This window comes from Streptomyces sp. JK94, assembly GCF_053613315.1.
Map to the genome: position 1 here is coordinate 141,954 of NZ_JBSICH010000020.1, position 26,950 is coordinate 168,903.

Annotated in this window: 23 protein-coding genes; 6 read left to right on the forward strand and 17 right to left on the reverse strand. The window is 72.4% G+C overall.

Translation table 11 applies throughout. The annotated features are described in order from the left end of the window. Positions 1-129: 129 nt before the first annotated feature. A complete protein-coding gene (locus ACVV2G_RS19830; protein WP_453844066.1) occupies positions 130-801 on the forward strand; it encodes a bifunctional DNA primase/polymerase in 672 nt (223 codons plus the stop codon). Between the two features lie 464 nt (positions 802-1,265). Here ACVV2G_RS19830 and ftsY read toward each other — a convergent pair whose 3' ends face one another. Further along, on the reverse strand, positions 1,266-2,474 hold the full coding sequence (gene ftsY, locus ACVV2G_RS19835) for a signal recognition particle-docking protein FtsY (RefSeq protein WP_453844067.1): 1,209 nt from the start codon (positions 2,472-2,474) through the stop codon (positions 1,266-1,268). Between the two features lie 174 nt (positions 2,475-2,648). On the opposite strand from ftsY, the gene ACVV2G_RS19840 reads away from it, so the two are divergent. After that, entirely contained in the window at positions 2,649-4,100 is a 1,452-nt protein-coding gene (locus ACVV2G_RS19840; protein WP_453844068.1) for a cytosine permease, read from the forward strand. Positions 4,101-4,872: 772 nt separating this feature from the next. Here the strand turns inward: ACVV2G_RS19840 and ACVV2G_RS19845 are convergent. From ACVV2G_RS19845 to ACVV2G_RS19860, 4 genes are all read right to left on the reverse strand, one after another. Further along, positions 4,873-6,291 (reverse strand): sugar porter family MFS transporter, encoded by a 1,419-nt coding sequence (locus tag ACVV2G_RS19845; RefSeq protein WP_453844069.1) that lies wholly within the window; start codon positions 6,289-6,291, stop codon positions 4,873-4,875. Between the two features lie 193 nt (positions 6,292-6,484). Continuing rightward, positions 6,485-10,039, reverse strand: a complete 3,555-nt coding sequence (smc, locus tag ACVV2G_RS19850; RefSeq protein ID WP_453844070.1) for a chromosome segregation protein SMC — start codon at positions 10,037-10,039, stop codon at positions 6,485-6,487. A 284-nt stretch (positions 10,040-10,323) separates the two neighbouring features. Further along, positions 10,324-10,536 (reverse strand): hypothetical protein, encoded by a 213-nt coding sequence (locus ACVV2G_RS19855; protein WP_003973418.1) that lies wholly within the window; start codon positions 10,534-10,536, stop codon positions 10,324-10,326. A 379-nt stretch (positions 10,537-10,915) separates the two neighbouring features. After that, the gene (locus ACVV2G_RS19860) at positions 10,916-11,197 is read right to left on the reverse strand and encodes an acylphosphatase (RefSeq protein WP_453844071.1); all 282 of its coding nucleotides are present in this window, start codon (positions 11,195-11,197) and stop codon (positions 10,916-10,918) included. 239 nt (positions 11,198-11,436) lie between these two features. Between ACVV2G_RS19860 and ACVV2G_RS19865 the strand changes: the two genes are divergently transcribed. Next, complete coding sequence (locus ACVV2G_RS19865; protein WP_453844072.1) at positions 11,437-12,618, forward strand: CAP domain-containing protein; 1,182 nt, start codon at positions 11,437-11,439, stop codon at positions 12,616-12,618. A 74-nt stretch (positions 12,619-12,692) separates the two neighbouring features. Next, the gene (locus tag ACVV2G_RS19870) at positions 12,693-13,097 is read left to right on the forward strand and encodes a winged helix-turn-helix transcriptional regulator (RefSeq protein WP_453844073.1); all 405 of its coding nucleotides are present in this window, start codon (positions 12,693-12,695) and stop codon (positions 13,095-13,097) included. Here ACVV2G_RS19870 and mutM read toward each other — a convergent pair. The 9 genes from mutM to ACVV2G_RS19915 all read right to left on the reverse strand — a co-directional run bounded on the left by mutM (position 13,087) and on the right by ACVV2G_RS19915 (position 22,350). After that, entirely contained in the window at positions 13,087-13,947 is an 861-nt protein-coding gene (gene mutM, locus ACVV2G_RS19875; RefSeq protein ID WP_453844074.1) for a bifunctional DNA-formamidopyrimidine glycosylase/DNA-(apurinic or apyrimidinic site) lyase, read from the reverse strand. The two genes, ACVV2G_RS19870 and mutM, sit on opposite strands and share 11 nt — an antisense overlap. Positions 13,948-14,044: 97 nt before the next feature. Beyond that, positions 14,045-14,893: a ribonuclease III gene (gene rnc, locus ACVV2G_RS19880; protein ID WP_453844075.1), complete on the reverse strand. Its 849-nt coding sequence runs from the start codon at positions 14,891-14,893 to the stop codon at positions 14,045-14,047. 7 nt (positions 14,894-14,900) lie between these two features. After that, positions 14,901-15,074: a 50S ribosomal protein L32 gene (rpmF, locus tag ACVV2G_RS19885; protein ID WP_003951102.1), complete on the reverse strand. Its 174-nt coding sequence runs from the start codon at positions 15,072-15,074 to the stop codon at positions 14,901-14,903. Between the two features lie 2 nt (positions 15,075-15,076). Further along, complete coding sequence (locus tag ACVV2G_RS19890) at positions 15,077-15,721, reverse strand: YceD family protein (protein ID WP_453844076.1); 645 nt, start codon at positions 15,719-15,721, stop codon at positions 15,077-15,079. A 145-nt stretch (positions 15,722-15,866) separates the two neighbouring features. Continuing rightward, the gene (locus tag ACVV2G_RS19895; protein ID WP_453844077.1) at positions 15,867-17,012 is read right to left on the reverse strand and encodes a F0F1 ATP synthase subunit B; all 1,146 of its coding nucleotides are present in this window, start codon (positions 17,010-17,012) and stop codon (positions 15,867-15,869) included. 121 nt (positions 17,013-17,133) lie between these two features. Then, the gene (gene coaD / locus ACVV2G_RS19900; RefSeq protein ID WP_384702966.1) at positions 17,134-17,613 is read right to left on the reverse strand and encodes a pantetheine-phosphate adenylyltransferase; all 480 of its coding nucleotides are present in this window, start codon (positions 17,611-17,613) and stop codon (positions 17,134-17,136) included. Between the two features lie 26 nt (positions 17,614-17,639). Then, on the reverse strand, positions 17,640-18,227 hold the full coding sequence (gene rsmD, locus ACVV2G_RS19905; protein WP_453844078.1) for a 16S rRNA (guanine(966)-N(2))-methyltransferase RsmD: 588 nt from the start codon (positions 18,225-18,227) through the stop codon (positions 17,640-17,642). 130 nt (positions 18,228-18,357) lie between these two features. Next, positions 18,358-20,571 (reverse strand): ATP-dependent DNA helicase RecG, encoded by a 2,214-nt coding sequence (gene recG, locus ACVV2G_RS19910; protein ID WP_453844079.1) that lies wholly within the window; start codon positions 20,569-20,571, stop codon positions 18,358-18,360. A 60-nt stretch (positions 20,572-20,631) separates the two neighbouring features. Further along, entirely contained in the window at positions 20,632-22,350 is a 1,719-nt protein-coding gene (locus ACVV2G_RS19915) for a DAK2 domain-containing protein (RefSeq protein ID WP_453844080.1), read from the reverse strand. Positions 22,351-22,615: 265 nt separating this feature from the next. On the opposite strand from ACVV2G_RS19915, the gene rpmB reads away from it, so the two are divergent. Continuing rightward, positions 22,616-22,801 carry a 50S ribosomal protein L28 gene (gene rpmB, locus ACVV2G_RS19920; RefSeq protein WP_003993230.1) on the forward strand — a complete coding sequence of 62 codons (186 nt, stop codon included), beginning with the start codon at positions 22,616-22,618 and terminating at the stop codon, positions 22,799-22,801. A gap of 346 nt (positions 22,802-23,147) precedes the next feature. On the opposite strand, the gene thiD is transcribed toward rpmB, so the two are convergent. Both thiD and ACVV2G_RS19930 read right to left on the reverse strand, forming a co-directional pair. After that, positions 23,148-23,945: a bifunctional hydroxymethylpyrimidine kinase/phosphomethylpyrimidine kinase gene (gene thiD / locus ACVV2G_RS19925; protein WP_453844081.1), complete on the reverse strand. Its 798-nt coding sequence runs from the start codon at positions 23,943-23,945 to the stop codon at positions 23,148-23,150. Beyond that, positions 23,942-24,910 carry a thiamine-phosphate kinase gene (locus tag ACVV2G_RS19930; protein ID WP_453844082.1) on the reverse strand — a complete coding sequence of 323 codons (969 nt, stop codon included), beginning with the start codon at positions 24,908-24,910 and terminating at the stop codon, positions 23,942-23,944. The genes thiD and ACVV2G_RS19930 overlap by 4 nt, the downstream gene beginning before the upstream one ends. Positions 24,911-25,137: 227 nt before the next feature. On the opposite strand from ACVV2G_RS19930, the gene ACVV2G_RS19935 reads away from it, so the two are divergent. After that, positions 25,138-25,371, forward strand: a complete 234-nt coding sequence (locus ACVV2G_RS19935; protein ID WP_324788849.1) for an Lrp/AsnC family transcriptional regulator — start codon at positions 25,138-25,140, stop codon at positions 25,369-25,371. 307 nt (positions 25,372-25,678) lie between these two features. Here the strand turns inward: ACVV2G_RS19935 and ACVV2G_RS19940 are convergent, their stop codons facing one another. Then, the gene (locus ACVV2G_RS19940; protein ID WP_453844083.1) at positions 25,679-26,836 is read right to left on the reverse strand and encodes a D-alanine--D-alanine ligase family protein; all 1,158 of its coding nucleotides are present in this window, start codon (positions 26,834-26,836) and stop codon (positions 25,679-25,681) included. Positions 26,837-26,950 lie beyond the last annotated feature (114 nt).

Consider the following 26,950-nt stretch of genomic DNA (forward strand, 5'->3'; position numbering starts at 1 on the left):
GTCGGGCACACCACCCGGAGTGCTTCCGCACGCTGCCTGAACCGCGCCACAGTGGGGAGTTGGAATACAGAGAGTCACGCTTCACGTCCGCTGCGTAACCGCCGCTGCGTCGGACCCGTTGGAGGGGGCATGGGCTTCACGATCGGCATCGGCAGCAGCCGGGGCATGCGCGACTTCCGGTCCGGTGCGCGACGCCGCGGCCGCGCGTCGGAGTGCACCGTCGTCGCCGAGTTCACCGGGCTGTGGGGCTGGGACGTGGTGCCCGGGGCCCGGGCCGCCGCGGGCGCCTGTTCGTGCGGCCGCGGCGACTGCCCCGCCCCGGGCGCGCATCCCCTGGACTTCGCGCCTCAGGTGCCCGCCGGCGCGACGCTGGACGAGGCGAGCGAGGCCTGGGCGCGGTTCCCGGGGGCCTCGGTGATGCTGCCGGTGGGGCGGACGTTCGACGTGATCGAAGTGGCCGAGCCCGCCGGGCTGAGGGCGCTGGCCCGGCTGGAGCGCATGGGCCTCCCGCTCGGACCGGTCGCGGCGACCCCGCAGGGCCGGGCCCACTTCTTCGTCGCCCCGGGCGCCGCCGCCGAACTGCCCCGTCTGCTCTACCGCATGGGCTGGGACGACCCGTCCGCCCTGGACCTGCGCGGCCTCGGCCGTGGTACGTACGTCACCGCTCCGCCCTCCGACCGCGCGGGCCTCGGCCCGGTGCGCTGGCTGCGCCCACCGGCCCTCGACTCGGCGACCAGGCCGCCGGTGGCCCGGCTGCTGCTGGGGACCCTGGCGTACGTGGCCCATCGCTCGCGCGGGTAGCCGTCGGGTCCGGGCCCGCCGCGGGGCCGCGGGGCGGCACGTCAGCTCCACAGCACCGGCCCCGGACCGCCACAGGACCGCAGGACCGCAGGACCGCAAGACCGCAGGACGACAGCACGACGGCGTCGGCCCGGGCCAGGAGGGGCAGGCTCCTCCCCCTCGCATGCGCGCCCCTGCCCCACGCCGGCCACCGGGCCAACGGCCGGTGCACGCGTCCCCCTGAGCCTCCGAGACGGCTGCGATCCGCCCCGGGGCGTCGAGGCCCAACACCTCCGCCGCCGCGGGGCACGCACAGCCCACCCCGCTACCGCACCGGGACCCGTCGGCCCCGCGCCCGGGCCCGCCCGGCGCGCGGCCCTCGGACGCCCACGGCAGAGCGCCCGCCCCCGGGATGACGGGGGCGGGCGCTTCCACGTACGCGCGTGTGTGTGAGCCGGCGCGGGGCCGGGTGCCGACGGGTGGCGTCACTCGCCGATGAGGGCATCCACGAACGCCGCGGGCTCGAAGGGTGCCAGGTCGTCCGCGCCCTCACCGAGCCCGATGAGCTTGACCGGCACGCCCAGCTCGCGCTGCACGGCGACCACGATGCCGCCCTTGGCCGTGCCGTCCAGCTTGGTGAGGACGATCCCCGTGATGTCGACGACCTCGGCGAAGACCCGGGCCTGGATCAGGCCGTTCTGCCCGGTGGTGGCGTCGAGCACGAGCAGCACCTCGTCCAGCGGCGCGTGCTTCTCCACGACCCGCTTGACCTTGCCCAGCTCGTCCATGAGGCCGGTCTTGGTGTGCAGGCGGCCGGCGGTGTCGATGAGCACGACGTCCGAACCGATCTCCTTGCCCTCTTTGACGGCGTCGAAGGCGACGGAGGCCGGGTCACCGCCCTCCGGGCCGCGCACGGTGTGGGCGCCGACCCGCTCGCCCCAGGTCTGGAGCTGGTCGGCGGCGGCGGCCCGGAAGGTGTCGGCGGCGCCGAGGACGACGCTGCGGCCGTCGGCGACCAGGACGCGGGCGAGCTTGCCGGTGGTGGTGGTCTTGCCGGTGCCGTTGACCCCGACGACCATCACGATGCCGGGCTTGCCGCCAGGCGGCTCGGTCTTGACCTCGCGGTCCATGTCGGGGTCGATGAGGGTGATCAGTTCCTCGCGCAGCAGGTCGCGCAGCTCGGCGGGCGTGCGGGTGCCGAGCACCTTCACACGCTCGCGCAGCCGCTCGACCAGCTCCTGGGTGGGCAGCACACCGACGTCGGCGGTGAGCAGCGTGTCCTCGATCTCCTCCCAGGTGTCCTCGTCGAGGTGTTCCCGGGAGAGCAGGGTGAGCAGGCCCTTGCCGAGGGCGTTCTGCGAGCGGGAGAGGCGGGCACGGAGCCGGACCAGACGGCCGGCGGTGGGCTCGGGAACCTCGATCTGCGGGATCTCGAGCTCTTCGACGACGGGCGGCTCCTCGACGGTGGCGGTGCCGCCGTCCGGGAGGTCGACCTCCTCTATCGTCCGGCGCGGTTCGTCGCGCGGCGTCTCGGCCTCTTCGCCGACGTGCGGCTCGGCCGGAGGGGCGGTGATGTCGGGCGCGGCGGGAGGCGGCGGAGGCAGCTGCTTCTTACGGCGACTGCCCACGATCAGCCCGCCGAGCGCGCCGATCACGACCACGGCGATGACTACAGCAAGGATGACGATTTCCATAACCCGTCCAGTATCGGCCATGGACCCCCGGGGCCTCTCCTTGTGTCTTCCTCCGAGGGACAAAGGCCCCTGGAGGGAAGGAGTCGGAGCAAAGTACGATGGAAGAGACGCATCAACGCGCGTAGAGTCCCGACCGCCCCCTCTTCTCCCACGATCGAGGCACGGACCCCCCACATGAGCAAGACCGCCGAGACCGAAGGCGCCCTGGAAACCCGTGGCATCGAGCAGGTGCCCGACGGCGAGCGCACCGCCCGGACCCGCGAACTCTTCCCGACCTGGGTCGGCGCCAACATCAGCGTGCTGCTGCTCACGATGGGCGCGAGCCTCGTCGTGGCGTACCGGCTCAACTTCTGGCAGGCCCTCGTCGTCGCGGGCGCCGCGCCGGTCCTGTCGTACGGCCTGGTCGGGTTGATCGGCATCGCCGGCAAGCGCGGTGGGGCACCCGGTATGGCGCTGTCCCGGGCCGTGTTCGGCCAGCGGGGCAATCTGCTGCCGGGTTCGCTGATCTGGGTCGCCCGCTGGGGCTGGGAGACGATCAACGCGGTGACCGGCGCCTACGCCCTGCTCACCGTGCTGGACATCGTGTTCGGCATACGGGCCGACAGCGTGCTGGACATGGCGACGCTGCTCGCCTTCGTCGTGGCGACCTTCGCGATCTCCGGGCTGGGCATCAACGCCGTGCAGAAGTGCAACAAGTACGCGGCGTACCTCTTCGGCGCCTTCTCGGTGCTGGTGCTCGGCCACCTGGTCGTCGACACCGACTGGTCCGCGGTCTTCGACCGCTCCGCCGGCTCGGTGGCCGCGATGATCACGGGCATCGGCCTGATCGCCGCGGGTGGCGTCAGCTGGATCCCGTCCGCCCCGGACTTCACCCGCTACCTGCCGCGCACGGCCTCCTCCAAGGGAATCGTGGGCGTGACGGTCGGCGGTGCCGGCATCGTCGTCCTGCCCATGGTCCTGATGGGGGTGGTCATGGCCGTCTCCACGCCCGACCTGGCCTCGGCCGCCGACCCGGTCTCCTTCCTCGGCGAGATCCTGCCGACCTGGATCGCGGTGCCCTACCTGCTGATCGCGCTGATCGGCATGCTGCTGATCAACTCGATGTCGATGTACTCGGCCGGCTTCACCGCGCAGACCCTGGGCTTCCGGATCCCGCGGCACTGGGCGGTCTCGGTCAACGCCGTGATCTCGCTGTTCTTCGGTGGCGTACTGATGCTGGTGGCGACCAGCTTCATGGGCTCCTTCATCGCCTTCCTGTCACTGCTCGCGGTCGCCTTCTCGGCGTGGGTCGGCGTCTTCGGCGCGGACATGCTGCGCCGCGAGGAGTACGACGGCGAGGCCCTGGCCGACACGGGGCGCACCAGCGCCTACTGGTACCGCGGCGGCTTCTCCCCCGCCGCCGTCGTCGCCTGGGCGGTCGGCCTGGTGGCGGGCCTGATGTTCACGACGTCCGACTGGTTCACCGGCCCCCTCGCGTCCAACAACGTCATCGGCGAGTACGGACTCGGCTGGGTCGCCACGGTGGTGATCTCCGGCCTGCTGTACGTCGTGCTGCCGAAGCCGGCGGTCGTCGTCCCGGCGGCGCCCGCGGCGCCGGCCGAGCAGCCGGAGCCCGTGACCGTCTGACGCCGCGACGCGCTGACGCCCTCCGACGGCCGGCGCCTCCTTCGCCCGACCTGGCGAGGGGGCGTCGACCGTCGGGGCACGGCCGGCTGGTGGCGGCTTGCGGGCCGTGACGTGTCCGCGTACCCGTGGTTCCGTCCGCGTGGCCGTTGCCCTGTCCGCCTGGCCGTGGGCCCGCCCACGGCGCCGTGACCCGTCCGAGTCGCCGTGGGCCCGCCCGCATCGCCGTGGACCTGTTCCGAGCGGGCCCTGTCCCGTACCCGTGGGCGAAACAGGCCCGAATCCTCGTCCCCGCACACCCCTCGTACGCCCGCCGCGAGACCGGCCCCCTGCCCGGCGGCGCCGTTCCCCGGCCGTCCCCGGGACGACGTCGTCCCGCACCACCCGCCGGACGGCCACCGGGTGGCCCGCGTGCCCCGACCCCCGGCGCTGCCGGGCGGCCGGGTGCTCGGGCGGCCGGGTGCTCGGGCGACCGGACAACCGGGCAACCGGGCAGCTGAGCGACCGGGCGACCGGTCGGCGGAGCCACCCAGACACGCGGGCACCGGGGCCGTTGGTCCATCGGCCTCATAGATCCATCCGGTCCCTCCGGCCAGTGCCCCGGTCGCCGCCCGGCGGAGCACGGCCGTCGCCCGCCCCGACGCACCCCCACGACGCACACCGCCGCCCCCGTCCGGAGGGTGACCGGACGGGGGCGGCGGCACGATGCGGGGAGAGGGGCGGCGGGGACTTGGCTCCTCTCCCCGGGCTCGGGTACCTCCCGGGGACGGGCGGGTCAGCCCATCTCCTCCAGGGCCTTGCCCTTCGTCTCCTTCACGAACTTCAGGACGAAGGGGATGGAGAGCGCGGCGAAGATCGTGTAGATCACGTACGTGCCGGACAGGTTCCACTCGGCCAGCGACGGGAAGCTCGCGGTGATGGCCCAGTTGGCGATCCACTGCGCCGCGGCGGCCACGCCCAGGGCGGCGGCGCGGAGCCGGTTCGGGAACATCTCGCCGAGGAAGACCCAGACGACCACACCCCAGGACAGGGCGAAGAAGAGCACGAACACGTGGGCGGCGATCAGGGCGACCCAGCCCTGCGTGGCCGGGAGCTTGCCGTCGACCAGGTCGAAGGAGAAGGCCCAGGCCTCCAGCGCCAGGCCGATGACCATGCCCACCGAGCCGATGAGGGCGAGCGGCTTGCGGCCCACGCGGTCGACGAAGATCATCGCGATCACGGTGCCGACGATGTTGATGATCGACGTCGTGAACGAGTAGAAGAACGACTGCGTCGGGTCGACACCGACCGACTGCCACAGCGTCGCGGAGTAGTAGAAGGCGACGTTGATGCCGACGAACTGCTGGAAGACCGACAGGCCGATACCGACCCAGACGATCGGCTTGAAGAAGAAGGTGCCGCCGAGCAGGTCCTTGAAGGACGACTTCTCCTCGCGGTGCATGGCGTGCTCGATCTCGGCGACGCGGGCGTCGAAGTCCACGTCCTTGCCCTCGACCTCTTCGAGGATCTCCTTGGCGCGCTCGTGCTTGCCGACGGAGACCAGGAAGCGCGGGGACTCCGGGATGGCGAAGGAGAGCAGGCCGTAGAGGATGGCCGGGATGACCATGACGCCCAGCATGACCTGCCAGGCCTCCAGGCCCATCAGCTCACCGCGCTGGTCGCCGCCGGCGGCGTTCAGCAGGCCCCAGTTGACCAGCTGCGACACGGCGATGCCGATGACGATCGCCGCCTGCTGGAAGGAGCCGAGCCGGCCGCGGTAGGCGGGCGGGGAGACCTCGGCGATGTAGGCGGGGCCGATCACCGAGGCCATGCCGATGGCGAAGCCGCCGATCACACGCCACATGGCGAGGTCCCACAGCGCGAAGGGCAGGGCGGAACCGATGGCGCTGACGGTGAAGAGGACCGCCGCGATCTGCATGCAGCGGATGCGGCCGATGCGGTCGGCGATGCGGCCCGCGGTCGCCGCGCCGATGGCACAGCCGATCAGCGCGATCGCGATGACCTGGGCCAGCACCGCGGAGCCGACGTCGTAGCGGTCCCGGATGGCCTCGACGGCGCCGTTGATCACGGAACTGTCGTAACCGAACAGGAAACCGCCCATCGCGGCCGCCGCCGCGATGAAGATGACGTGCCCGAGATGATCGGGGTGAGCCGTCCTGGCTCCTGATGGGGATGCCTGCGATGTGCTGGCCACGTGTACTCCTCGGGCTACCGGCAACGCTGCCGGGGTGGTTCGCCTTCGAGGTGCCACAAAAAGGGACCTGAAGGTAAAAGCAACGTTGCAGAGACTATGCCTTCAAGTTTCGAAGTCAATAGGGCGACAGGTGTGAGTTTGGAGATGCGGAACCGAGTTCCGCGTTCAAGAGTTGAATCGATCCCGCTCAGAGCTACCGCAGCCGCTGACTGATGACCTTCGACACACCATCGCCTTGCATGGACACGCCATACAGGGCGTCGGCAACCTCCATCGTGCGCTTCTGGTGCGTGATCACGATCAGCTGCGAGGCTTCCTGAAGCTCCTGCATGATCCGGATCAGCCGTTGCAGGTTGGTGTCGTCGAGCGCCGCCTCGACCTCGTCCATGACGTAGAACGGGCTGGGCCGCGCCTTGAAGATCGACACGAGCATCGCCACGGCGGTCAGCGAGCGCTCCCCGCCCGAGAGCAGCGAGAGCCGCTTGACCTTCTTGCCCGGCGGCCGGGCCTCGACGTCCACGCCCGTGGTGAGCATGTGGTCGGGGTCGGTCAGGATCAGCCGCCCCTCACCGCCCGGGAACAGCCGGCCGAAGACGCCCTCGAACTCCCGGGCCGTGTCCCGGAAGGCCTCGGCGAAGACCTGCTCGACGCGCTCGTCGACCTCCTTGACGACCTGGAGCAGGTCGGCGCGGGTCTTCTTCAGGTCCTCCAGCTGCTCACCGAGGAACTGGTGCCGTTCCTCCAGCGCGGCGAACTCCTCCAGGGCCAGCGGATTGACCTTGCCGAGCTGCTGGTAGGCACGCTCGGCGGCCTTCAGCCGCTTCTCCTGCTCGGAGCGCACGAAGGGCCGTGGGCGGTTGCGCGGGTGCTCCGGGTCGTCCGGCAGCTCCTCGCCCTCGGCGGGGGGCGAGGGCGGCACCTCCTGATGGGGGCCGTACTCGGCCGCGAGCCCCGCCGGTTCCACACCGAGTTCCTCCAGCGCCTTGGTCTCCAGCTGCTCGATCCGCAGCCGTTTCTCGGCGCCGAGTACCTCGCCCCGGTGCACTGAATCCGTCAACTTGTCGAGTTCCGCCTTGAGATCGCGTCCGGCGGTGCGCGCGGCGGTCAGTTCCTGCTCGCGCCGGGCCTTGGCGGCCTCGGCGGCGGCGCGCTCCCGGTCGGCCCGGGCCAGGGAGACCTCGACGTGGGCGAGCAGCTGCCGGGCGCCGGCGGCGACCGCCTCCGCGACGGCCGCCTCGTGCCGCAGCCTGGCCCGCCGCTGTTCGGCACGCGCGCGTGCCTCGCGTTCCGCGCGGGCGGCCCGGTCCAGGGAGTCGGCGCGCCCGGCGAGGCCCTTGACCCGCTCCTCGTGGGTGCGGGCCTGGAGGCGGGCCTCCATCTCGGTCTGGCGGGCGTTGGCACCGTCGGCGGCGAGCCGGTCGCGCACGGAGGTGTCGGGCTCCTCCTCGACGGGCATCTCCTCGGCAACGGCGAGACGCTCGGCCAGTTCTTCGACCTCCGTCAGCGCCTCGTCCAGCGCCTCCTGCGCCCGGGCCGCCGCGGCAGCGGACCGCTCGGCCTCCCCGGCGGCGCCCCGCGCCTGTCCCGCCAGCCGGCCGAGCTGCTGGGCGACGGCCGACTTCTCCCGGTCTGCGGCCCGGCGCCCCTCCCCCAGCTCCTCGACGAGTGCCGCGCACGCCCGGCGCCGCTCGACGGCCACGTCCTGTGCCTCGGCCAGTTCCCCGCACCGCACGCCCAGCTCCTCCAGTTCGGCGGCAGCCTGGTCCACGGACGCCTGGACCTCCAGCAGGCTGGGCGCTCCGGCGGACCCGCCCTGGGCGAAGTGCGCGCCCAGCAGGTCGCCCTCGGCGGTGACGGCGGTCAGCTCGGGCCGGGCGCGAACGAGGTCCTCGGCGTCCTCCAGGGTGTCGACGACGACGACCCCGCGCAGCAGCCGTTGGACGGCGGGCATCAGATCGGACGGGCCCCGGACCAGGTCGGCGGCGTACGACGCCCCGTCGCTCCGCGGTTCCTCCGGTACGCCGTCGGGGTCGCCGGCGAGAAGCAGGGCGGCCCGGCCGGCGTCCTGTTTGCGCAGCAGGCGGATGGCGTCGGCGGCGGCCGTCGGGGAGGTGACGGCGAGGGCGTCGGCGGCGGCGCCGAAGGCGGTGGCCAGGGCGGCCTCGTGACCGGACGCCACGGTGAGGAGCCCGGCGGCCGGACCGAGCAGACCGGAAAGCTCGTCCTTGGCGGCGAGCAGCGCCCCGGTGCCGTCCTTGCGGCGCAGTCCGAGCGCGAGCGCCTCGTGGCGGGCCTGTGTCGCCGCGCGCTCCCGTTCCGCCGCGGTGGCCGCCTCCCGGGCGGCGCCCAGCACTGCTTCCGCCTCCGCCAGTTCCCGCTTGGCGGCGTCGTGCCGCTCGGCGAGTTCCCGATCGCCGGCGTCGAGGCCGTCGACCTCGGCCCGGAGCGCCTCGTACTCCTCCTGGGCGGCGGCGGCACGTTCCCGGGACTCGTCCCGTGCCTCGGCCAGCCGCTCGATCTCGGCCTGGGCCGAGGCGGCGCGCGAACGGGCCGCGCCGACCCGGCCGCTGAGCCGGGCCAGCCCCTCACGGCGGTCGGCGATGGCGCGCGCGGCGTCCTTGAGGCGGCGCTCCTCCAGGGCCAGTTCGCGTTCGAGGTCGGCGCGGTGGGCGACCGTGTCCTCCAGGGCGCGCTCGGCGGCCTCCAGGGCCGCCTCGAGTTCGGCCTCCTGCTCGCGCACGCGGGCGGCCTCGCGCTCCAGCTCCTCCGGGTCGCGGCCGCGGCGTTCCTCAGGGGGCGCGGACGTGGCGCTCTTCACCCGGGCGTCGGCCAGCGAGATCGTCCCGCGGACCCGCTCGGCGAGCTGGGAGAGTTCGTACCAGGTCTGCTGGGCACGCTGGAGGCGCGGGGTGAGCCGGCGCACCGCGTCCTCCAGGTCCGCCTCGCGGCGCAGCGCCCTGCCCAGTTCCCGCTCGGCGGCTTCCTTGCGTTCCATCAGCGCGGCCTCGTCGGCGATCTCGGCCTGCAGCGCCTCGCGCAGCCGTACGAGGTCGTCGGCGAGGAGCCTGAGCCGCGCGTCCCTCAGGTCGGCCTGGATGACGGCCGCCCGACGTGCCACCGCCGCCTGCCGGCCCAGGGGCTTGAGCTGGCGGCGCAGCTCGTCGGTGAGGTCCTGCACGCGTGCGAGGTTGGCCTGCATCGCGTCCAGTTTCCGCAGCGCCTTCTCCTTGCGCTTGCGGTGCTTGAGGACACCGGCGGCCTCCTCGATGAACGCCCGCCGGCCCATGGGGTCGGCGTGCAGGACGGAGTCGAGCTGGCCCTGGCCGACGATGACGTGCATCTCGCGGCCGATGCCGGAGTCGGAGAGCAGTTCCTGGATGTCGAGGAGCCGGCAGGTGTCGCCGTTGATCTGGTACTCGCTGCCGCCGTTGCGGAACATGATCCGCGTGAGGGTGACCTCGGCGTACTCGATGGGCAGCGCCCCGTCGGAGTTGTCGATGGTCAGGGACACCTCGGCGCGGCCCAGCGGCGGGCGGCCGGTGGTGCCGGCGAAGATGACGTCCTCCATCTTGCCGCCGCGCAGCGACTTGGCGCCCTGTTCACCCATGACCCAGCTGAGCGCGTCCACCACGTTGGACTTGCCCGAGCCGTTCGGACCGACGACGCAGGTGATGCCCGGTTCGAACCGGAGCGTGGTCGCCGAGGCGAACGACTTGAATCCGCGGAGCGTCAGGGCCTTCAGGTGCACGCCGCCGGACTCTACCTTTCGCGGGTGTCTCACTCCATGAACCGGTGAACCGCCGCGGTTTCACACGTGAACGCGCAGGGCACATCAGACGTTGAAGAGGGTGAAAGGATGCGCGGGGGAGGAAAGGGCGGGCCGGACGGGCAGGGACCGGACGGCGCGGACCCGGACGGTGGGACGGGGGCAAGAAAGAAGGGACGCCGAAGCGTCCCTTGCAGACTCTGACACCTGAGCGGTTGTACGGACGGGCTCAACCCCTGCAGTGCCGTGGTGGAGCGATGCAGTGATCAGGTGAGCGCAGGCTCCGCCTGGTGTGCGTCAACGCTCTCCATGCTCTCCATGATCCTGTCGTGAGAAGCGGCAGCCGCCAGAGCGTCGTTCTCCGCCTGGATCCGTCCGAGCTCGGATTCCAGGTCCTGGACACGCTGCTGGAGCCGTCGCATCTCGGCGAGGAGTCGCGGGTCGGAGCCGCCGACGTAACCGAGAAGCGCCTTTGCCATGATGGATGGTCCTCCACAATGAGTGACCGACCGAAGCGGTGTGGGTCGTGAGGGAATCGCACCCGCGGTGCTTGGCACTTTGGAGTTTTTCCTGCCGTTCAACCATGCCAAACAGCTAAGGTGCGCGGGGCTTTCAGCGTCTCACCAAAAAGTTTGACGGTCAACACGATCACGCCCCGCATTGACGGGCGCCCGGGGGCACGCGGCCTGGGAACGGCGACGTGGCGACTCCTGCGGGCCCCTGGGGGCGTGGCGATCAATCTTGGGTCCGGAGCCTGCCATGTGACGCCGTTCTTGGCAACCACCTGCTCCTTTTCGCCTCGGACACCTCGCGGGAGCGATCTCACGGGACGCCGTGAGGTCTCCGAGCGGCGCGGTGTCAGCGGATGGCGAAGCCCTCGTAGCCGCCGCGGGGTGTGTCCCAGATCTCGGTGACGCCGTCCACACGTCCGGGCGTGTCGTCACCGCGCAGCCAGTCGAGCAGTCTCTCGCAGCGCTCGCGCGGGCCCTCCGCGACCACTTGGACGCGCCCGTCGGCCAGATTGAGAGCAAAGCCACTCATCCCGCCGAGTTCCAGCGCCGTGGCCCGCGTGAACCAGCGGAATCCCACGCCCTGGACCTGCCCGCGCACCCACGCGACCAGCCTTGCTTCCTCGCTCATGGGTGCAGGCTAACCAGTCAATGTCTCGCCGGACACTTCACCCCCTTGCGCCATGCGGTACCGTCCCCACCCAATGAATCGCATCTGAAACTCACTCGAACGTGTGGGTTGCGTGTTGATCTTGGGGATGCGTCGACCGCGGAGCGACCGCGCGGACGCCTTCGGCGCGAGGGCCGCGAAGACCATGCGGACGCGCGGACCACGCGGACCGCGAAGACGAGGACGAGGAAGGCCAGAACATGGGACGCCACCGACGCTCCGCCGCCGGCCGCGCCGCGGAGGGCCACCGGGCGGACGGCGCCGCGGGGCGGGGCCGTGACCCGCAGGTCCCGGGCGACCGCTCCGAGATGGGGATCGCGCCCTACCTGAACCCGGAGGCGTACGCCGAGGTCCGCGCGAAGAGCGACGCCTATCTGTACGCGCCCGACGACCCGGACGGCGGCACAGGCGACGGCCGGCCGCGGGCCGGCCGCACGGTCCCCTTCCCGAGCGAGGGGTTCGCCCCCGACGAGGGTCCGCGCGCGGGAGCGCATCGCCGCCGCAAGAGGAAGGGCGTCCCCCCGGTCCGCACCGGTCTGCTCGGCGTGTCCGCAGCGGTGGCCATCGGCACGGTGGTGGTGGCCACGGGCGCGGTGCCCGGCCTCGACAACTACCGGATCGGCGGCGGCACCAGCAGCGATGCGGGCGGGCGGGCGCAGGCCCAGGACGCGCCGACCAGCACCCCGTCCGAGCAGGGCGGCACCTCCGGCAGCGCCGACGCCGGCCGCGGCGCCGACGCCGCGAGCCGCGGCACCGACCGGTCCTCCGCCCCTTCCGGGTCCTCCTCGTCCGCGTCGTCCCCGTCTGCGCCCTCTTCGTCCGCGTCGCCGTCCTCGCCGTCCTCGCCCTCGGCATCGATGTCGAAGAAGCCCGCCGCCCCGGCCGAGACGCCGTCGAGGGCGACGAAGCCGGAGACGACTCCCAGCACGCAGCCGAAGCCCACTCCGTCGCGTCCGGCCGACAAGGAGCCCGAGCAGCCCGCCGCACCCCCCACCGCGTCGGACCGGGCCGTCGCCGAGGCCCAGGTGCTCAAGCTCGTCAACGACGAGCGGGCCAAGGTGGGCTGCAGCCCGGTGGCCGCGAACAGCGCGCTGCGCGAACTGGCCGAGGACTTCAGCGAAGCCATGGCCGCACAGGGCTTCTTCGACCACACCGACCCCAGCGGAGCGACCCCCTGGGACCGGGCCGAGGCAGCCGGGATAAGCAACCTCGGCGGCGAGAACATAGCCCGCGGGCAGGCCGACGCCCAGGCCGTGATGGACGCCTGGATGGACAGCCCGGGCCACAGGGCCAACATCCTGAACTGCGACTTCCAGACCCTGGGGGTCGGAGTCCACTTCGGCTCCGGCGGCCCCTGGTGGACCCAGAACTTCGGCTACTGACCCCGCCCCGGCGAGCACTTCCCCGCACTCCGCGCGACCTGCGGCGCCGCGCTGCGCTCACGTAGGCTTGGTTCATGGCGACCACGCGGGAGCGCACGCAGGAGCAGGAGCTGCCGTTCGACGTGTTCTCCAGGGGGTGTCCCTCGCGCGGCACCCTGGAGCACGTCACGGGGCGGTGGGGCGCGCTGACGCTCGGCGCGCTGTCCGAGGGATCCCTGCGTTTCAACGAGCTGCGGCGCCGCGTCGACGGCGTCAGCGAGAAGATGCTGGCCCAGACCCTGCACGCGCTGGAGCGCGACGGTCTGGTGCTCCGTGAGGCCCAGCCCACCAACCCGCCCCGCGTGGACTACGAGCTCACGTCGCTGGGACGTGAGGTGGCCGGGCGGCTGATGGCGCTGATCCAGTGCCTGGAGGGGCGGATGGACGAGGTGCTGGCGTCGCGTGAGCGGTACGACTCCGGTCGGACGCCTACGGGGTGATCCTCGGCGTCCGCTGGCACTGCGGGCAGAAGTAGCTGGAACGGTTCATCCACGGCCGGCGGCGCATCGGCGTCGCGCAGCGGCGGCAGGGCAGCCCTTCGCGGCCGTATGCGTCGAGTGACCGGTCGAAGTAGCCGGACTCGCCGTTCACGTTGACGTAGAGGCTGTCGAAGCTGGTGCCGCCGACGGCGAGGGCCGCGTTCATCACGTCTCGGACGTGGCCGAGGAGTTCGGCGGTGCGGGGGCGGGTGAAGGTGGCGGTCGGGCGCTCGTAGTGCAGACGGGAGCGCCACAGGGCCTCGTCCGCGTAGATGTTGCCGACACCGCTGATCAGTGACTGGTCGAGCAGGGCCCGTTTGACCGTGGTCCGCTTGCGGCGCAGCGCGAGGTGGAAGGCCTCGTCGTCGAAGAGCGGGTCGAGGGGGTCGCGGGCGATGTGCCCGATGACGTCGGGCAGGCCGTCGGGGGTGGTGTCGTGCAGGGACAGGCCGCCGAAGGTGCGCTGGTCGACGAAGCGCAGTTCGGTGGACCGGTCGTCGGCGAAGCGGACGCGGACGCGCAGGTGCTTCTCGTCCGGTGCCTCGTGCGGCTGGACGAGCAGCTGGCCGCTCATACCGAGGTGCGCCAGGATCGCCTGACCGGTGTCCGCCAGCGGCAGCCACAGGTATTTGCCGCGGCGGCTGGGGGTGCCGATCCGGTGGCCCTCCAGACGGTGGGCGAAGTCGGCGGGGCCGGCGACGTGCCGGCGTACCGCGCGCGGGTGGAGTACCTGGGCGTCGGCGACGGTGCGGTGGGCGACCCAGCGCTCCAGACCGCGCCGTACGACCTCGACCTCGGGCAACTCGGGCATGGCATCCCCTCGGATGGGACGGTGGACGAGCCGAACGCCCGCCCCGGGGCTGGGGCGGGCGTTCGGGACGTGCGGTGGATCAGGTGGAACCGGCGGATCAGGCGGAGGCCGACGGGGCGTCGGCGCTCGGCAGCTCGGCTGCTGCGGCGGCCGGCCGGGCGGCCGTCGCCTTGGCGCGCTCGTCCGCCGCGGCCCGGATGGCCCGCCATGCGGATTCCGCGGCCTGCTGCTCCGCCTCCTTCTTGCTGCGGCCGGTGCCGGTGCCGTACGAGACGCCTCCGACGCGGGCGGCAGCAGTGAAGGTCTTCTCGTGGTCCGGGCCGGTCTCCGTGACCAGGTACTCGGGGACACCGAGCCCTTCGGTCGCGGTGAGTTCCTGGAGACTGGTCTTCCAGTCCAGGCCGGCGCCGAGGTTCGAGGACTTCTCGATCAGCGGATCGAACAGGCGGTGCACCAGTTCGGAGGCCGCGTCGAGGCCCTGGTCGAGATAGACCGCGCCGATCACCGCTTCCAGGGTGTCGGCGAGGATGGACGCCTTGTCCCGGCCGCCCGTGCCCTCTTCACCGCGGCCGAGCCGGATGAAGGAACCGAGGTCGAGCCCGCGGCCCACCTCCGCCAGCGCACGCGAGTTGACCACCGCGGCCCGCAGCTTGGCCAGCTGGCCTTCGGGCAGGTCGGGGTGGGTGCGGTACAGCGTGTCCGTGACGACGAGGCCGAGGACGGAGTCACCGAGGAACTCCAGCCGCTCGTTCGTCGGCAGACCGCCGTTCTCGTACGCGTAGGAACGGTGGGTCAGCGCACGCACCAGAAGGGCGGACTCGAGCTGGTAGCCGAGCCGCCCTTCCAGAAGCGTGTGGGACGAGGCCTGGGTGTCCGCCTTCTTCTTGGCGGGTGGGTCCGCCTTGGCGTCTTCCGCCTTCTTGGGGACTGACACAGTGCCTCTCACCAGCCGCTCAGACCTCGAGGACCTGGCGCTTGTTGTAAGTGCCGCAAGACGGGCACGCGATGTGCTGCTGCTTGGGCTCGTGGCAGCGCTCGCACGCAACCAGGGTGGGGACCGCAGCCTTCCACTGCGACCGGCGGTGGCGCGTGTTGCTGCGCGACATCTTCCGCTTCGGAACAGCCACGGCTACTTCTCCTGCTTCTCGTCGACGCCCGGTTCGGCGCCGCTCATCTCGTCCTTCTCGCCGTCTTCGAGTGAACCGGCGAGTCCCTGCAAAGCCGCCCAACGGATGTCGACGGCGTCATGGTGGTGGTCCGGGTCGTCCGACAGGCGTACCCCGCACTCGGAGCACAGACCCTGGCAGTCTTCCTGGCACACCGGCTGCATCGGCAGTGCGAGCACCACCGCGTCGCGCAGCACGGGTTCGAGGCCGATCAGCCCGTCCTCGATGAAGAGCCTGTCCTCGTCGTCCTCGGCGTCGTCGCCCGGTTCCGCCGCTGGGCGGCCCCGGTCGTCGGCGTCAGGGTACGAGAACAGCTCCTGGAAGTCCGCTTCGAGCTGCTGCTCGAGCGGCTCCAGACACCTTACGCACTCCCCCTCGGCCTTGGCACGGGCGGTGCCTGTGACGAGCACCCCTTCCATGACCGACTCCAGCCGGAGTTCGAGTTCCACCGGGGCGCCTTCCGGCACTCCGATGACTCCCTGGAGACCGAAGTCCTTGGGAGCGTCGACCGTGCGGGTCAGGCGCTGCAGTGCACCGGGCCGCCGTCCCAGCTCGTGTGTGTCGAACACGAGGGGGTTGCGGTGGTCGAGGCGCGCGTTCAGAACCATTCCTGCTTTCGGTCTTCGTGACTCGGGGCTACCGCCCTGTGGTGTTCCCGGGCAGCGTCGATCGCGGACGTACGCGCGACCGAAGAGCCAGGATACTGGACCATTCGCCGTCGGCCCAATCCGGACCCGGGCGGGGACGACGGGCCTAGAGGCCGCGCCCCTGTTCGTAGGCCCTCAGCTGCTCGGCGCTGATCATGCCGGTGTCGAAGAGGCTGGTCTCGTCGAGGGCCTGCGGCTGGGCCTGCGGGGGTTGCTGCGGCTGCTGGGACTGGGCGTAGCCCTGCTGTCCGTCGTACGGCTGCTGCCGGGTGTCATAGCCCTGGAAGGGGTCCCCTCCCGCCGGAGCGTAGCCGGAGGCGGTGGCGTAGGGGTCGGCGTTCTGCTGGTAGCCGTACGGGTCCTGCGCGCCGTCGTAGGTCTGCTGGTAGCCCGCGTACGGGTCGGACTGCTGGTGCGCGTAGCCGTAGGCCGGCTGCTGCGACGGCATCTCCGGTACGGCTTGGGCCGGCACCTGGGCGGCCGTCGGCTGCTGCTCGCCGTACTCGCGCGGCCGGGGCTGCTCGACGGGGGCGTCCGAGAGGGCCGCGAGGCCGGCGAGGTAGTCGGCGTCGCTGGAGTGCTGGACGGTGGTGGCGTCGTCGGCGAGGGCGCCGAGGTCGTCGGTGGCGATCCGGCCGTGCAGCTTCTGGCGGCCCCGGCCGACGGCGTCCAGGGTCTTGGCCAGTACCGCCTCGAAGGCGCCGAGCTTGGTGTCGACGTAGGTGTCGGCGTCGCGGCGCAGGGTCTCCGGGTCGTGGCTGCGCTCGGGGGCGTCCTCGTCCTCGTAGCCGTTCTCGTCGAGGCCGGGTCCGGTGCCGAGCAGCTTCTCGCGGCCGCGGCCGACGGAGCCGAGGGTCTTGGTGAGGACGACCTCGAAGTTGGCGAGCTTGGAGTCGACGTAGTCGTCGGCCTCGGCGCGCACCTCCTCGGCCTCCTGGCGGGCCTCGGCCAGGATGCGGTCGGCCTCGGCCTGGGAGCGGCGGGCGACCTCGGTGTCGGAGATGAGCGAGCCTCGCTCGGCGTGCGCGCTCTCGATGATCCGGTCGGCCTCCTGGCGGGCCTGGGCGACCATCTGCTCGCGGTCGCCGATCAGCTCCTGGGCCTGGGCGAGGGAGCCGGGCAGTTCGGCGCGCAGCTCTTCCAGCAGCGAGAGCAGTTCGGCGCGGTTGATCACGCACGAGGCCGACATGGGCATGGCGCGGGCGCCGGAGACCATCGCGGTGATCTCGTCGAGCTTCTTCTGCACGTCCACCGTGTGCTCGCCACTCTCTACAGCTGTGTTGGAGACGGACGGGACGACTGTACGACCCTGGGGTGTCCGGGGGACACCGGGTGACGTGTTGTCGGTCTCCGGGGGCTGCGCGGGGCCGGGCTCAGTCCTTCTTCAGGCGCTCGGCGAGGACGTCGAGGACCAGCGGAGGCACCAGGTGGGAGACGTCGCCGCCCCAGGTGGCGACCTCCTTGACCAGGGAGGACGACAGGAAGCTGTAGGTGGGGTTGGTGGGTATGAAGAGGGTTTCCACGCCCGAGAGGCCGTTGTTCATCTGGGCCATCTGCAGCTCGTAGTCGAAGTCGCTGACCGCGCGCAGGCCCTTGACGATGGCCGGGATCTCGCGCTGCTTGCAGAAGTCGACGAGGAGGCCGTGGAAGGACTCCACGCGCACGTTCCCGTACTCGGCGGTGACCTGGCGGATGAGGTCGATCCGCTCCTCGATCTCGAACAGGCCCTTCTTGGCCTGGTTGATCATCACCGCGACGTAGACCTCGTCGTAGAGGCTGGAGGCACGGGCGATGATGTCGAGATGTCCGTTGGTGATCGGGTCGAACGACCCGGGACAGACGGCGCGGCGCACTTGAGTTCCCTCGCTCTCCGGTCCGGTCATCGTGCGTCTTCGCACGTAGAGGCGGCGCGACCGTACCAAAACGTTCCCTCGCCGTAGCGACGGGCCCGGATCGCTTCGAAGCCGTGCGGCCAGCCGAACGCGCCGCCCCTGGTGCTGCGCTCCACGGTGACGAGCGCTTCCCCGCTGAGCCACCCTTCCGTGCGGAGTGTGAGGAGGATCTCCCGAAGATCGTCGTCGGAGACGGCGTACGGCGGGTCCAGGAAGACGATGTCGTACGGCTCGGCGGGGGCCGGGGTGCGGATGATCTGCTCCGCCTTGCCCGCCCTGACCTCGGCGCCGGGCAGGCCGAGGGCCCTGACGTTCTCCCGGACGGTGCGGGCGGCACGGGCGTCGGCCTCGACGAGCAGGACGTGCCCCGCGCCCCGGGAGAGCGCCTCCAGGCCGACGGCGCCGGAACCGGCGTACAGGTCGATGACCCGCTCGCCGTCCAGGGGGCCGCCGAGCAGGGACTGCCAGGTGGAGAAGAGGCCTTCGCGCGCGCGGTCTGAGGTGGGGCGGGTGCCGGTCCCCGGCGGGACGGCCAGGCGGCGTCCGCCGGCTTTGCCGGCGATCACGCGGGTCATCTTGGGTCCTTGGTCATCGGGTGCGGTTCCGTCCAGTCTGGCAGGCGGAGGCCGGGGCGGCGCGTGCTGTGCGGCGCGTGCTGTGCGGCGCGGCCGGCCGCGCGGTCTCCGAACCCCTGGGGCGGGCTCTTCACCCCTTCTCCAGGTACTGCTCCCGCTCTTCGTCCAGCAGGGCGTCCAGGGCCGTCCGGAGGGCGGGCAGGCCGCTCAGCTCCGGGTCGGCGGCCACCACCGCCGCCGCCTCCTCCCTCGCCTCGGCGATGATCTCCTCGTCCTCGATGACGGCGAGGACCCGCAGGGAGGTGCGGGCACCGGACTGGGCCTGGCCGAGGACGTCGCCCTCACGGCGCTGTTCGAGGTCGATGCGGGAGAGTTCGAAGCCGTCGAGGGTGCCGGCGACGGCGGCCAGGCGCTGCCGGGCCGGGCTCGCCTCGGGCATCTCGGTGACCAGCAGACACAGGCCGGGGGCCGAGCCTCGGCCGACCCGGCCGCGCAGCTGGTGGAGCTGGGAGACGCCGAAGCGGTCGGCGTCCATGATCACCACGGCGGTGGCGTTGGGGACGTTGACGCCGACCTCGATCACGGTGGTCGCGACCAGGACGTCGGTCTCCCCGGCGGCGAAGCGGCGCATGACCGCGTCCTTGTCGTCGGGCGGCATCCGGCCGTGCAGGACCTCGACCCCGAGGCCCTGGAGCGGGCCCTTCGCCAGGTGCTCGGCGACCTCCAGGACGGCCAGCGGGGGCCGCTTCTCCGCGTCCCCCTCGGCGGGCTGCCCGGAGCCCTTCTTCGGGGCGTCGTCCTCGTCGCCGATGCGCGGGCAGACGACGTACGCCTGGTGGCCGTTGGTCACCTCCTCGCGGACTCGCTCCCACGCGCGCGCCAGGAAGTGGGGTTTGTCGGCCGCCGGGACGACATGACTGGCGATCGGCGAGCGTCCGGCCGGGAGCTGGTCCAGGACGGAGGTCTCCAGGTCGCCGAAGACCGTCATGGCGACGGTGCGCGGGATCGGCGTGGCGGTCATGACGAGGAGGTGCGGCGGCTGCTTGCCCTTGCCCCGCAGGGCGTCGCGCTGCTCGACGCCGAAGCGGTGCTGTTCATCGACGACGACGAGGCCCAGGTCGTGGAACTGCACCTTGTCCTCGATCAGCGCGTGCGTGCCGATGACGATGCCGGCCTCGCCGGTGGCCAGGTCGAGCAGGGCGTGGCGGCGGGCGGCGGCTCCCATGGAACCGGTGAGCAGCACCACCTTGGTGGCGTGCTCGGTGCCGCCGAGCATCCCGCCCTCGGCCAGCTCCCCCATCATCTCGACGACCGACCGGTGGTGCTGCTGGGCGAGCACCTCGGTGGGCGCCAGCATCACGGCCTGCCCGCCGGCGTCCACGACGGCGAGCATGGCGCGCAGGGCGACCATGGTCTTGCCCGAGCCCACCTCCCCCTGGAGCAGCCGGTGCATCGGGTGGTCGGTGGCGAGGTCGTCGAAGATCTCCCGGGAGACCTTCCGCTGGCCGTCGGTCAGGGTGAACGGGAGTCGGTCGTCGAAGGCCGCGAGCAGGCCGTCCGGGCTCGGCTTCCTGGGGACGGCGGGGAGCTGGGTCTCGGCGTGGCGGCGGCGGGCGAGGGCGACCTGGAGGACGAAGGCCTCGTCCCACTTCAGACGGGCGCGGGCGTCCTCGACGTCCGCCCTGGTGTGCGGACGGTGGATCTTCAGGAGGGCCTCGGGGAGGGGGACCAGGGACCGCCCCGCGCGCAGGGAGTCGGGGAGCGGGTCGAGGGCCTCCTGCGCGCTGGGCAGCACCGTCTGGATCGCCTTGCCGATCTTCCAGGACTCCAGCTTGGCGGTGGCCGGGTAGAGGGGGATGAGGGCGCCCGCCCAGGACTCGACGCTCTCGGTCCCGTCGTCGTCACCGCCGCGCAGCAGCTCGTAGGCGGGGTGGGCCAGTTGCAGTCGGCGGTTGAAGACGGAGACCTTGCCCGCGAACATCGCCCGGGTGCCCGGCAGGAGCTCCTTGTGGGGTTTGTGCACGCCGTTGCCGAAGAAGACCAGCTGGAGGCGGCCGCTGCCGTCCGTGATGGTCACTTCGAGCCGCTGGCCCTTGCCGCGCGGCGCCTTCGACGAGGCGAAGGTGTGCAGGCGGGCGTCGGCGACCTGGGCGACCACCGTGACGTGCTCGTCCATCGGCAGGTCGGCGAGGTGGGTGAGCTGGCCGCGCTCCTCGTATCTGCGGGGGTAGTGGTGGAGGAGGTCGCCGACGGTGTGCAGGCCGAGATGCTCGGCCATCACCTTCGCGGTGGCGGGGCCGAGCACCTTCTTCAGGGGTTCTCGCAGTGCGGGCACGAGATCCATTGCACACCACGCCACTGACAACGTCCCCGCGCCTCCCCGGAAACGCCGGGGCCGGCCGCGCTACTCCACGCCGATCAGCAGCAGCGCGCCCTGCCGGCCGCCCCGGTGGACCACCGTGTCGACGGCGAGGTACGCCTCACGGACGCGGGCCTCCAGGTGGGCGGTGACGGTGCCCGGCGCCTCGTCGCCGAGGACGAGGGTGACCAGCTCGCCGCCGGCCGAGAGCATGCGGTCCAGGACGGTCGCGGCGACCGCGGTGACGTCCGCGCCGATCACGGCCACGTCGCCGTCGACAAGGCCGAGCACGTCACCGGCCTGGCAGATGCCGGCCGTGGTCCAGGACCGGTGTTCGGCGACGGTGACCTCGGCGTAGCGGGTCGCGCCGGCCGCCGAGGTCATCGCCACCACGTCCTCGTCGAAGCGCCGCCCGGGCTCGTGCACGGCGAGGGCGGCGATGCCCTGGACGGCGGAGCGGGTCGGGATCAGGGCGACCCGGACGCCTTCGGCGCGGGCCTGCTCGGCCGCCGCGGCGGCTGTGTGGCGCAGTTCGACGTCGTTGGGCAGCAGCACGACCTCGCGGGCGTGCGCCCGCCGTACGGCCTCGACCAGTTCCCCGCTCGCGGGCGGCTCCCCGGGGCGCGCGAGCACGGTGGTCGCGCCGGCCTCGCCGTACAGTCCGGCCAGGCCCTCCCCCGGCACGACGGCCACCACGGCGCGCTGGGTCCGCTCCCGGGGCGGGCGCCCGGCCCCGGTGGTGTGCACGTCGCCGTGCCCGAAGTGGGTGATCCGGATCCGGTACGGCCGCCCTGCCTCGACGCCCGCCTCCACGGCGCCGCCCGCGTCGTCTACGTGAACGTGGACGTTCCACAGGCCGTCGCCCCCGACCACGACGAGGGAGTTTCCGAGGGCGTCGAGCCGCCGCCGCAGCCGTGCCACGGCCGCGTCCTCGGCCTCCAGGAGGTAGATCACCTCGAAGGCGGGACCGTTCCCGTCGTCCTCGTCCGCGGCGCACTCGCCCGCGGCCTCCTCCTCGGCCCGCCGGCCCACGGGGTCCTCGGCGCCGTGCGCCACGCGCGCGTGCGGCACGACGGCCGCTCCGGGCCCGGGCGCCCGGCCCGTGAACGTCTCCACCAGGGCCGCGAGAAGGGTCACGAGGCCGTGTCCGCCGGCGTCGACGACCCCGGCGCGCCGCAGGACGGGGAGCTGGCCCGGGGTCGCGGCCAGCGCCTCGCGGGCTCCCTCGTAGGCCGCGCGGGCCACCTCCGCGCAGTCGCCCTCCGTTTCGCCGGCCGCGTCGGCCGCGGCCGAGGCGACGGTCAGGACGGTGCCCTCGACCGGGTGGGCCACGGCCTGCCGGGCGGATTCGGCGGCGTGCCGAAGGGCTTGCCGCAGGCCCCGGCCGTCGGCGTGAGCGGGTTCACCCCGGGCGGTGAACACCTGGGCCATGCCGCGCAGCAGCTGCGCGAGGATCGTGCCCGAGTTGCCCCGCGCGCCGATCAACGCGCCGTGCGCCATGGCACCCACGGCCTCGGCCAGCGAGGGTCCGCCGCGCGCGTCCGGCTTCCCGGCGTCCACCGCGTGCGCGGCGTAGACCGCCTCCACCGCGGCGACGGCCGACTCGACGGTCAGATAGAGGTTCGTGCCGGTGTCCCCGTCCGCGACCGGGTAGACGTTGATCGCGTCGATCTCCTCGCGCGCCCGTCCCAGCGCGCGCAGCGACAGACCGCACCAGGTGCGCACCGCCAGAGCGTCGAAGAACCTCCGTGGCACCTGCGCCACCTGCGCCTCCCTGAGCTGCGGACGTGGCAGGCAGCGTAGACCTTGGGCGGGTGCCCGCCGGAAGAGGGCCGGGGGCGGGCCGCTGAGCTGCCGTGGTAGTTTCGTTGTACGGGAGCAGCCGTTGTATGCTGCTCCGGTTGCCCGATCCGATCGGGCTCTCCCCCTGGCACCGCCACTCAGTTCCCGGACCGTTCACCGTTCCGAGGTCTTGTTCCCGGCATGCCGGGATCAACCGTAAGTGCATCTGAAGTCTTTGGAGTGACCCGTGGCTGCCAACTGCGACGTCTGCGGCAAGGGGCCGGGCTTCGGCAACAACATCTCGCACTCGCACCGCCGTACGTCCCGTCGCTGGAACCCGAACATCCAGCGTGTGCGTACCGTGGTCGGCGGGACGCCGAAGCGCGTGAACGCTTGCACCTCGTGCATCAAGGCCGGCAAGGTCTCGCGCTGACGCGTCAGCTGAGCGCGCGGCCACTGCCTGGTCCGCTGCACAAAGCCGGTCCACCTCGTGTGGGCCGGCTTTTTGCCGTGCCCGCGGTCCTCCGTGGCCCGTGCTCACCCGGGGGACGAGCGGCCTGAGCCGCGGGCGCGCGCCGGCGGACGGCTGCTCCGGTCTCCGGCCGGAGCACTGAGGAACCGGACCGCACACACCGGCCGCTCCCCCGCCCCTCCGCCTTTCACGGCCGCTCACCCTCCCCGCCACCTCCCCCGGCTGCCGGCCGGGGTTCTCGGTCTTCCCCGGCTGCCGGCCGGGTGCCCCGATCGGCTCGGGGCGATGGCGGCGGCCGGCGCCGGTTTCAGGGGATGTCCCGCCCGAGTGCCCACCCGTGGTCCACCGGCCCGATGCCACCGCCGAGCGCGAAGCCCGCCCCGATGGCCCCGGTGACGTACGCCTTGGCGGCCGTGACCGCCTCCGGGACCGACTGTCCCTTCGCCAGCCCGCAGGCGACGGCCGACGCGAGGGTGCAGCCGGTGCCGTGCGTGTGCCGGTTGTCGAGGCGCGGGGCGCGCAGCCAGTGCTCCTCGCGGCCGTCGGTGAGCAGGTCCACGGCGTCGCCGCGCAGGTGCCCGCCCTTGATCAGCACCCAGCGCGGCCCGTACTCCAGCACGGCCGCCGCGGCCCGCCGCAGATCGTCGTCCGACCCGACCCGTACGCCGGTGAGTTGGGCGACCTCGTCGAGGTTCGGCGTGGCGACGGTCGCGACCGGCAGCAGCTCGGCGCGTACGGAGTCCAGGGCGGAGGCGGCCAGCAGCGCGTCCCCGTGCTTGGAGACGCCGACCGGGTCGACGACCGCCGGGGCGTCGGTGCCGCCGATCAACTCGGCGACCGCCTCGACCAGTTCCGCGGAGGAGAGCATGCCGGTCTTGACCGCCTGGACGCCGATGTCGTCCACGACACTGCGGTACTGGGCCCGCACGGCGTCCACGGGCAGCTCCCAGGCACCCTGCACGCCGAGGGAGTTCTGCGCGGTCACCGCGGTCAGCACGCTCATGCCGTGCGTGCCGAGGGCGAGCATCGTCTTGAGGTCGGCCTGGATGCCGGCGCCGCCGCCGGAGTCGGAGCCGGCCACGGTGAGGACCAGGGGCGGCGTCACGACTCCACGTCCTCGCCGAAGTGGTCCCAGCCCCCCTTGCTGGTCCAGGGCGCCCCGTCGACGGTCACCTGGGGCAGCGCCGAGGGGTTGAGGACCTCGCCGATGACCTTCCAGCGGGCGGGCAGCTTCACGTCCGGCGGGAAGGTGGCCACGATCGCGTGGTCCTCTCCCCCGGTGAGCACCCACTGCATGGGGTCGACGCCGACGGCCTGGCCGATGTCGTTCATCTGGGAGGGGATGTCGATCTGGCCGGAGCGGATGTCGATCCTGACCTTGCTGGCCTCCGCGATGTGACCCAGGTCGGCGATGAGTCCGTCGCTCACGTCGCACATCGCGGTGGCACCGAGCCCGGCGGCGGCCGGGCCCGCGTGGTACGGCGGCTCGGGCCGCCGGTGGGCCTCGACGAAGGCGCGCGGCGAGCGGAAGCCGCGGGACAGCACGGCGAACCCGGCCGCGGACCAGCCGAGCCAGCCGGTCACCGCGACGAGGTCGCCGGGCTGGGCTCCGCCCCGGGTGACGGGTTCCTGGTTGCGCAGGTCGCCGAGCGCGGTGATGCAGACGGTGATCGTGTCGCCGCGCACCACGTCGCCGCCGACCACGGAGGCGCCCGCGACCTGGCACTCGTCGCGCAGTCCGTCCATCAGCTCGGTCGGCCAGGTCACCGGCAGTTCGGCGGGCACCACCAGGCCGAGCAGCAGCGCGGTCGGCACGGCGCCCATCGCGGCGATGTCGGCCAGGTTCTGCGCCGCCGCCTTGCGGCCCACGTCGTACGCGGTGGACCAGTCACGGCGGAAGTGCCGTCCCTCGACGAGGATGTCGGTGCTGGCCACCACCCTGCGGTCGGGCGCGGCCACCACCGCGGCGTCGTCGCCGGGGCCCACCCGGACCGCCGGGGTGGTGGTGAGACGGGAGGTGAGCTCCCTGATGAGCCCGAACTCCCCGAGCTCACCAACAGTGCCCTTCATCGCCTTGGCTCCCCTTCTGTCCCTGTGCGTGCCCGGTCGCACGTCATCTCTGTCCTCGTCACGGTCGACATGACCGTCACCGCGGTCGGCGTGGTCGTCAACCCGTGCCGTTCCGGCACCACGGCGCGCGAGGCCGCCACCCCGCGGGTCTCCCCGCGGGGAGCGGTGACGCGATACCGTGGCGTTCCTTTTCCCCACATGATCCTCGTGGCCGCTCTGGAGGTTCCGTGGTACAGGCGTACATCCTGATCCAGACGGAGGTCGGCAAGGCGTCGACCGTCGCCGAGACGATCAGCAAGCTCCCTGGAGTGATCCAGGCCGAGGACGTGACAGGACCCTACGACGTCATCGTGCGCGCGCAGTCCGACACCGTCGACGACCTGGGTCGCATGGTGGTCGCCAAGGTCCAGCAAGTGGACGGCATCACCCGCACTCTGACCTGCCCGGTCGTTCATCTCTAGCCCCCTTCCGCCCGCTCGCTCTCACCCCTCCGGTCGCCGCCGCCGGCTGCTCTGCAGCAGACGACGACGAGCCGGCGGCGGTTCCCGGCCCGGACGCGTTGGCCACCGGGCTGTTCCCGGACCCGGACGAGGCGCTGCCGCCGACGGACGGCGGGCGGGGGAAACCCGCTGATCATACTGCGCCGCGGGGTGCCGCGAACCGTCGCGGACGGTCCGGTGCTCAGCCTTCCCCGCGGAGGACGGGAGGAGAAGACGAGAAGGCGATCCCCTCGGGGATCGCCTTCCGGGCCGTACGCGGGCGGGACGTTCAGCGCAGTCCCGTGGACCGCCGCAGCGCCGCCTGGACCAGCCGGTCCACCAGTTCCGGGTAGCTCACCCCGCTGGCCTGCCACATCTGCGGGTACATGGAGATCGGCGTGAAGCCGGGCATGGTGTTGATCTCGTTGATCACGAACTCGTCGTCCTCGGTGAGGAAGAAGTCCGCGCGCACCAGACCCTCGCAGGAGGCCGCGTCGAAGGCCGCCACGGCGAGCCGCCGGACCTCGGCGGTCTCCTCCGGCGTGAGCGGGGCGGGCACGACGCCGGGCGTGGAGTCGATGTACTTGGCCTCGAAGTCGTAGTACGCGTGCTCCGAGGGCGGCGGGATCTCCGCGGGGGCGGACGCCCGGGGGCCCTCGTCGAACTCCAGCACCCCGCACTCGATCTCCCGGCCGCGCAGCGCCGCCTCGACGAGGATCTTCGGATCGTGGCGCCGGGCCTCCTCGATCGCCTCGTCGAGTCCGGAGAGGTCGTCGACCTTGGTGATGCCGATCGAGGAACCCGCGCGCGCGGGCTTCACGAACAGCGGCCAGCCGTGCTCGCCGGCGAAGTCCACGATCCTCGCGCGGGCGCCGGAACGGTCCTGCTCCCACTCGCGCGGCCGGACCACCACGTACGGGCCGACCTTCAGCCCGTAGGAGGCGAACACCGCCTTCATGTACTCCTTGTCCTGGCCGACGGCCGAGGCGAGCACGCCCGAGCCGACGTAGGGCACGCCGGACAGCTCCAGCAGACCCTGGAGGGTGCCGTCCTCGCCGTACGGTCCGTGCAGGACGGGGAAGACGACGTCGACCTCGCCCAGCGCCTTGGGAACCGAGCCGGGTTCGCTGTAGACGACCTCGCGGTTGGCCGGGTCCACGGGCAGCAGCACGCCGCCCTCGGTCGACTCGGCCAGTTCCTCGACGTCGGGCGTACGGCGTTCGGTGATCGCCATGCGTTCCGGTTCGTCGGCGGTCAGGGCCCACCGGCCGTCCCGGGTGATGCCGATCGGCAGGACGTCGTACTTCGTCCGGTCGAGGGCCGCGAGGACGGCGCCGGCGGTGACCACGGAGATCCCGTGTTCGGAGCTGCGCCCGCCGAACACGACGGCCACACGCGGCTTGCGAGGCGGCTGCTCGGGGCTCTGGGGGAGGTTCTCGGTGCTCATATCGCGTTGAGCGTACCCGCCCGTAGGGCCGCGAGACAGCGTCGGCGGGGCCGCGTGGCGCGGGCGCCGCCCGGGTGCCGCCCCGGCGTCGCTCAGCGTCGCTCCGGCATCGCT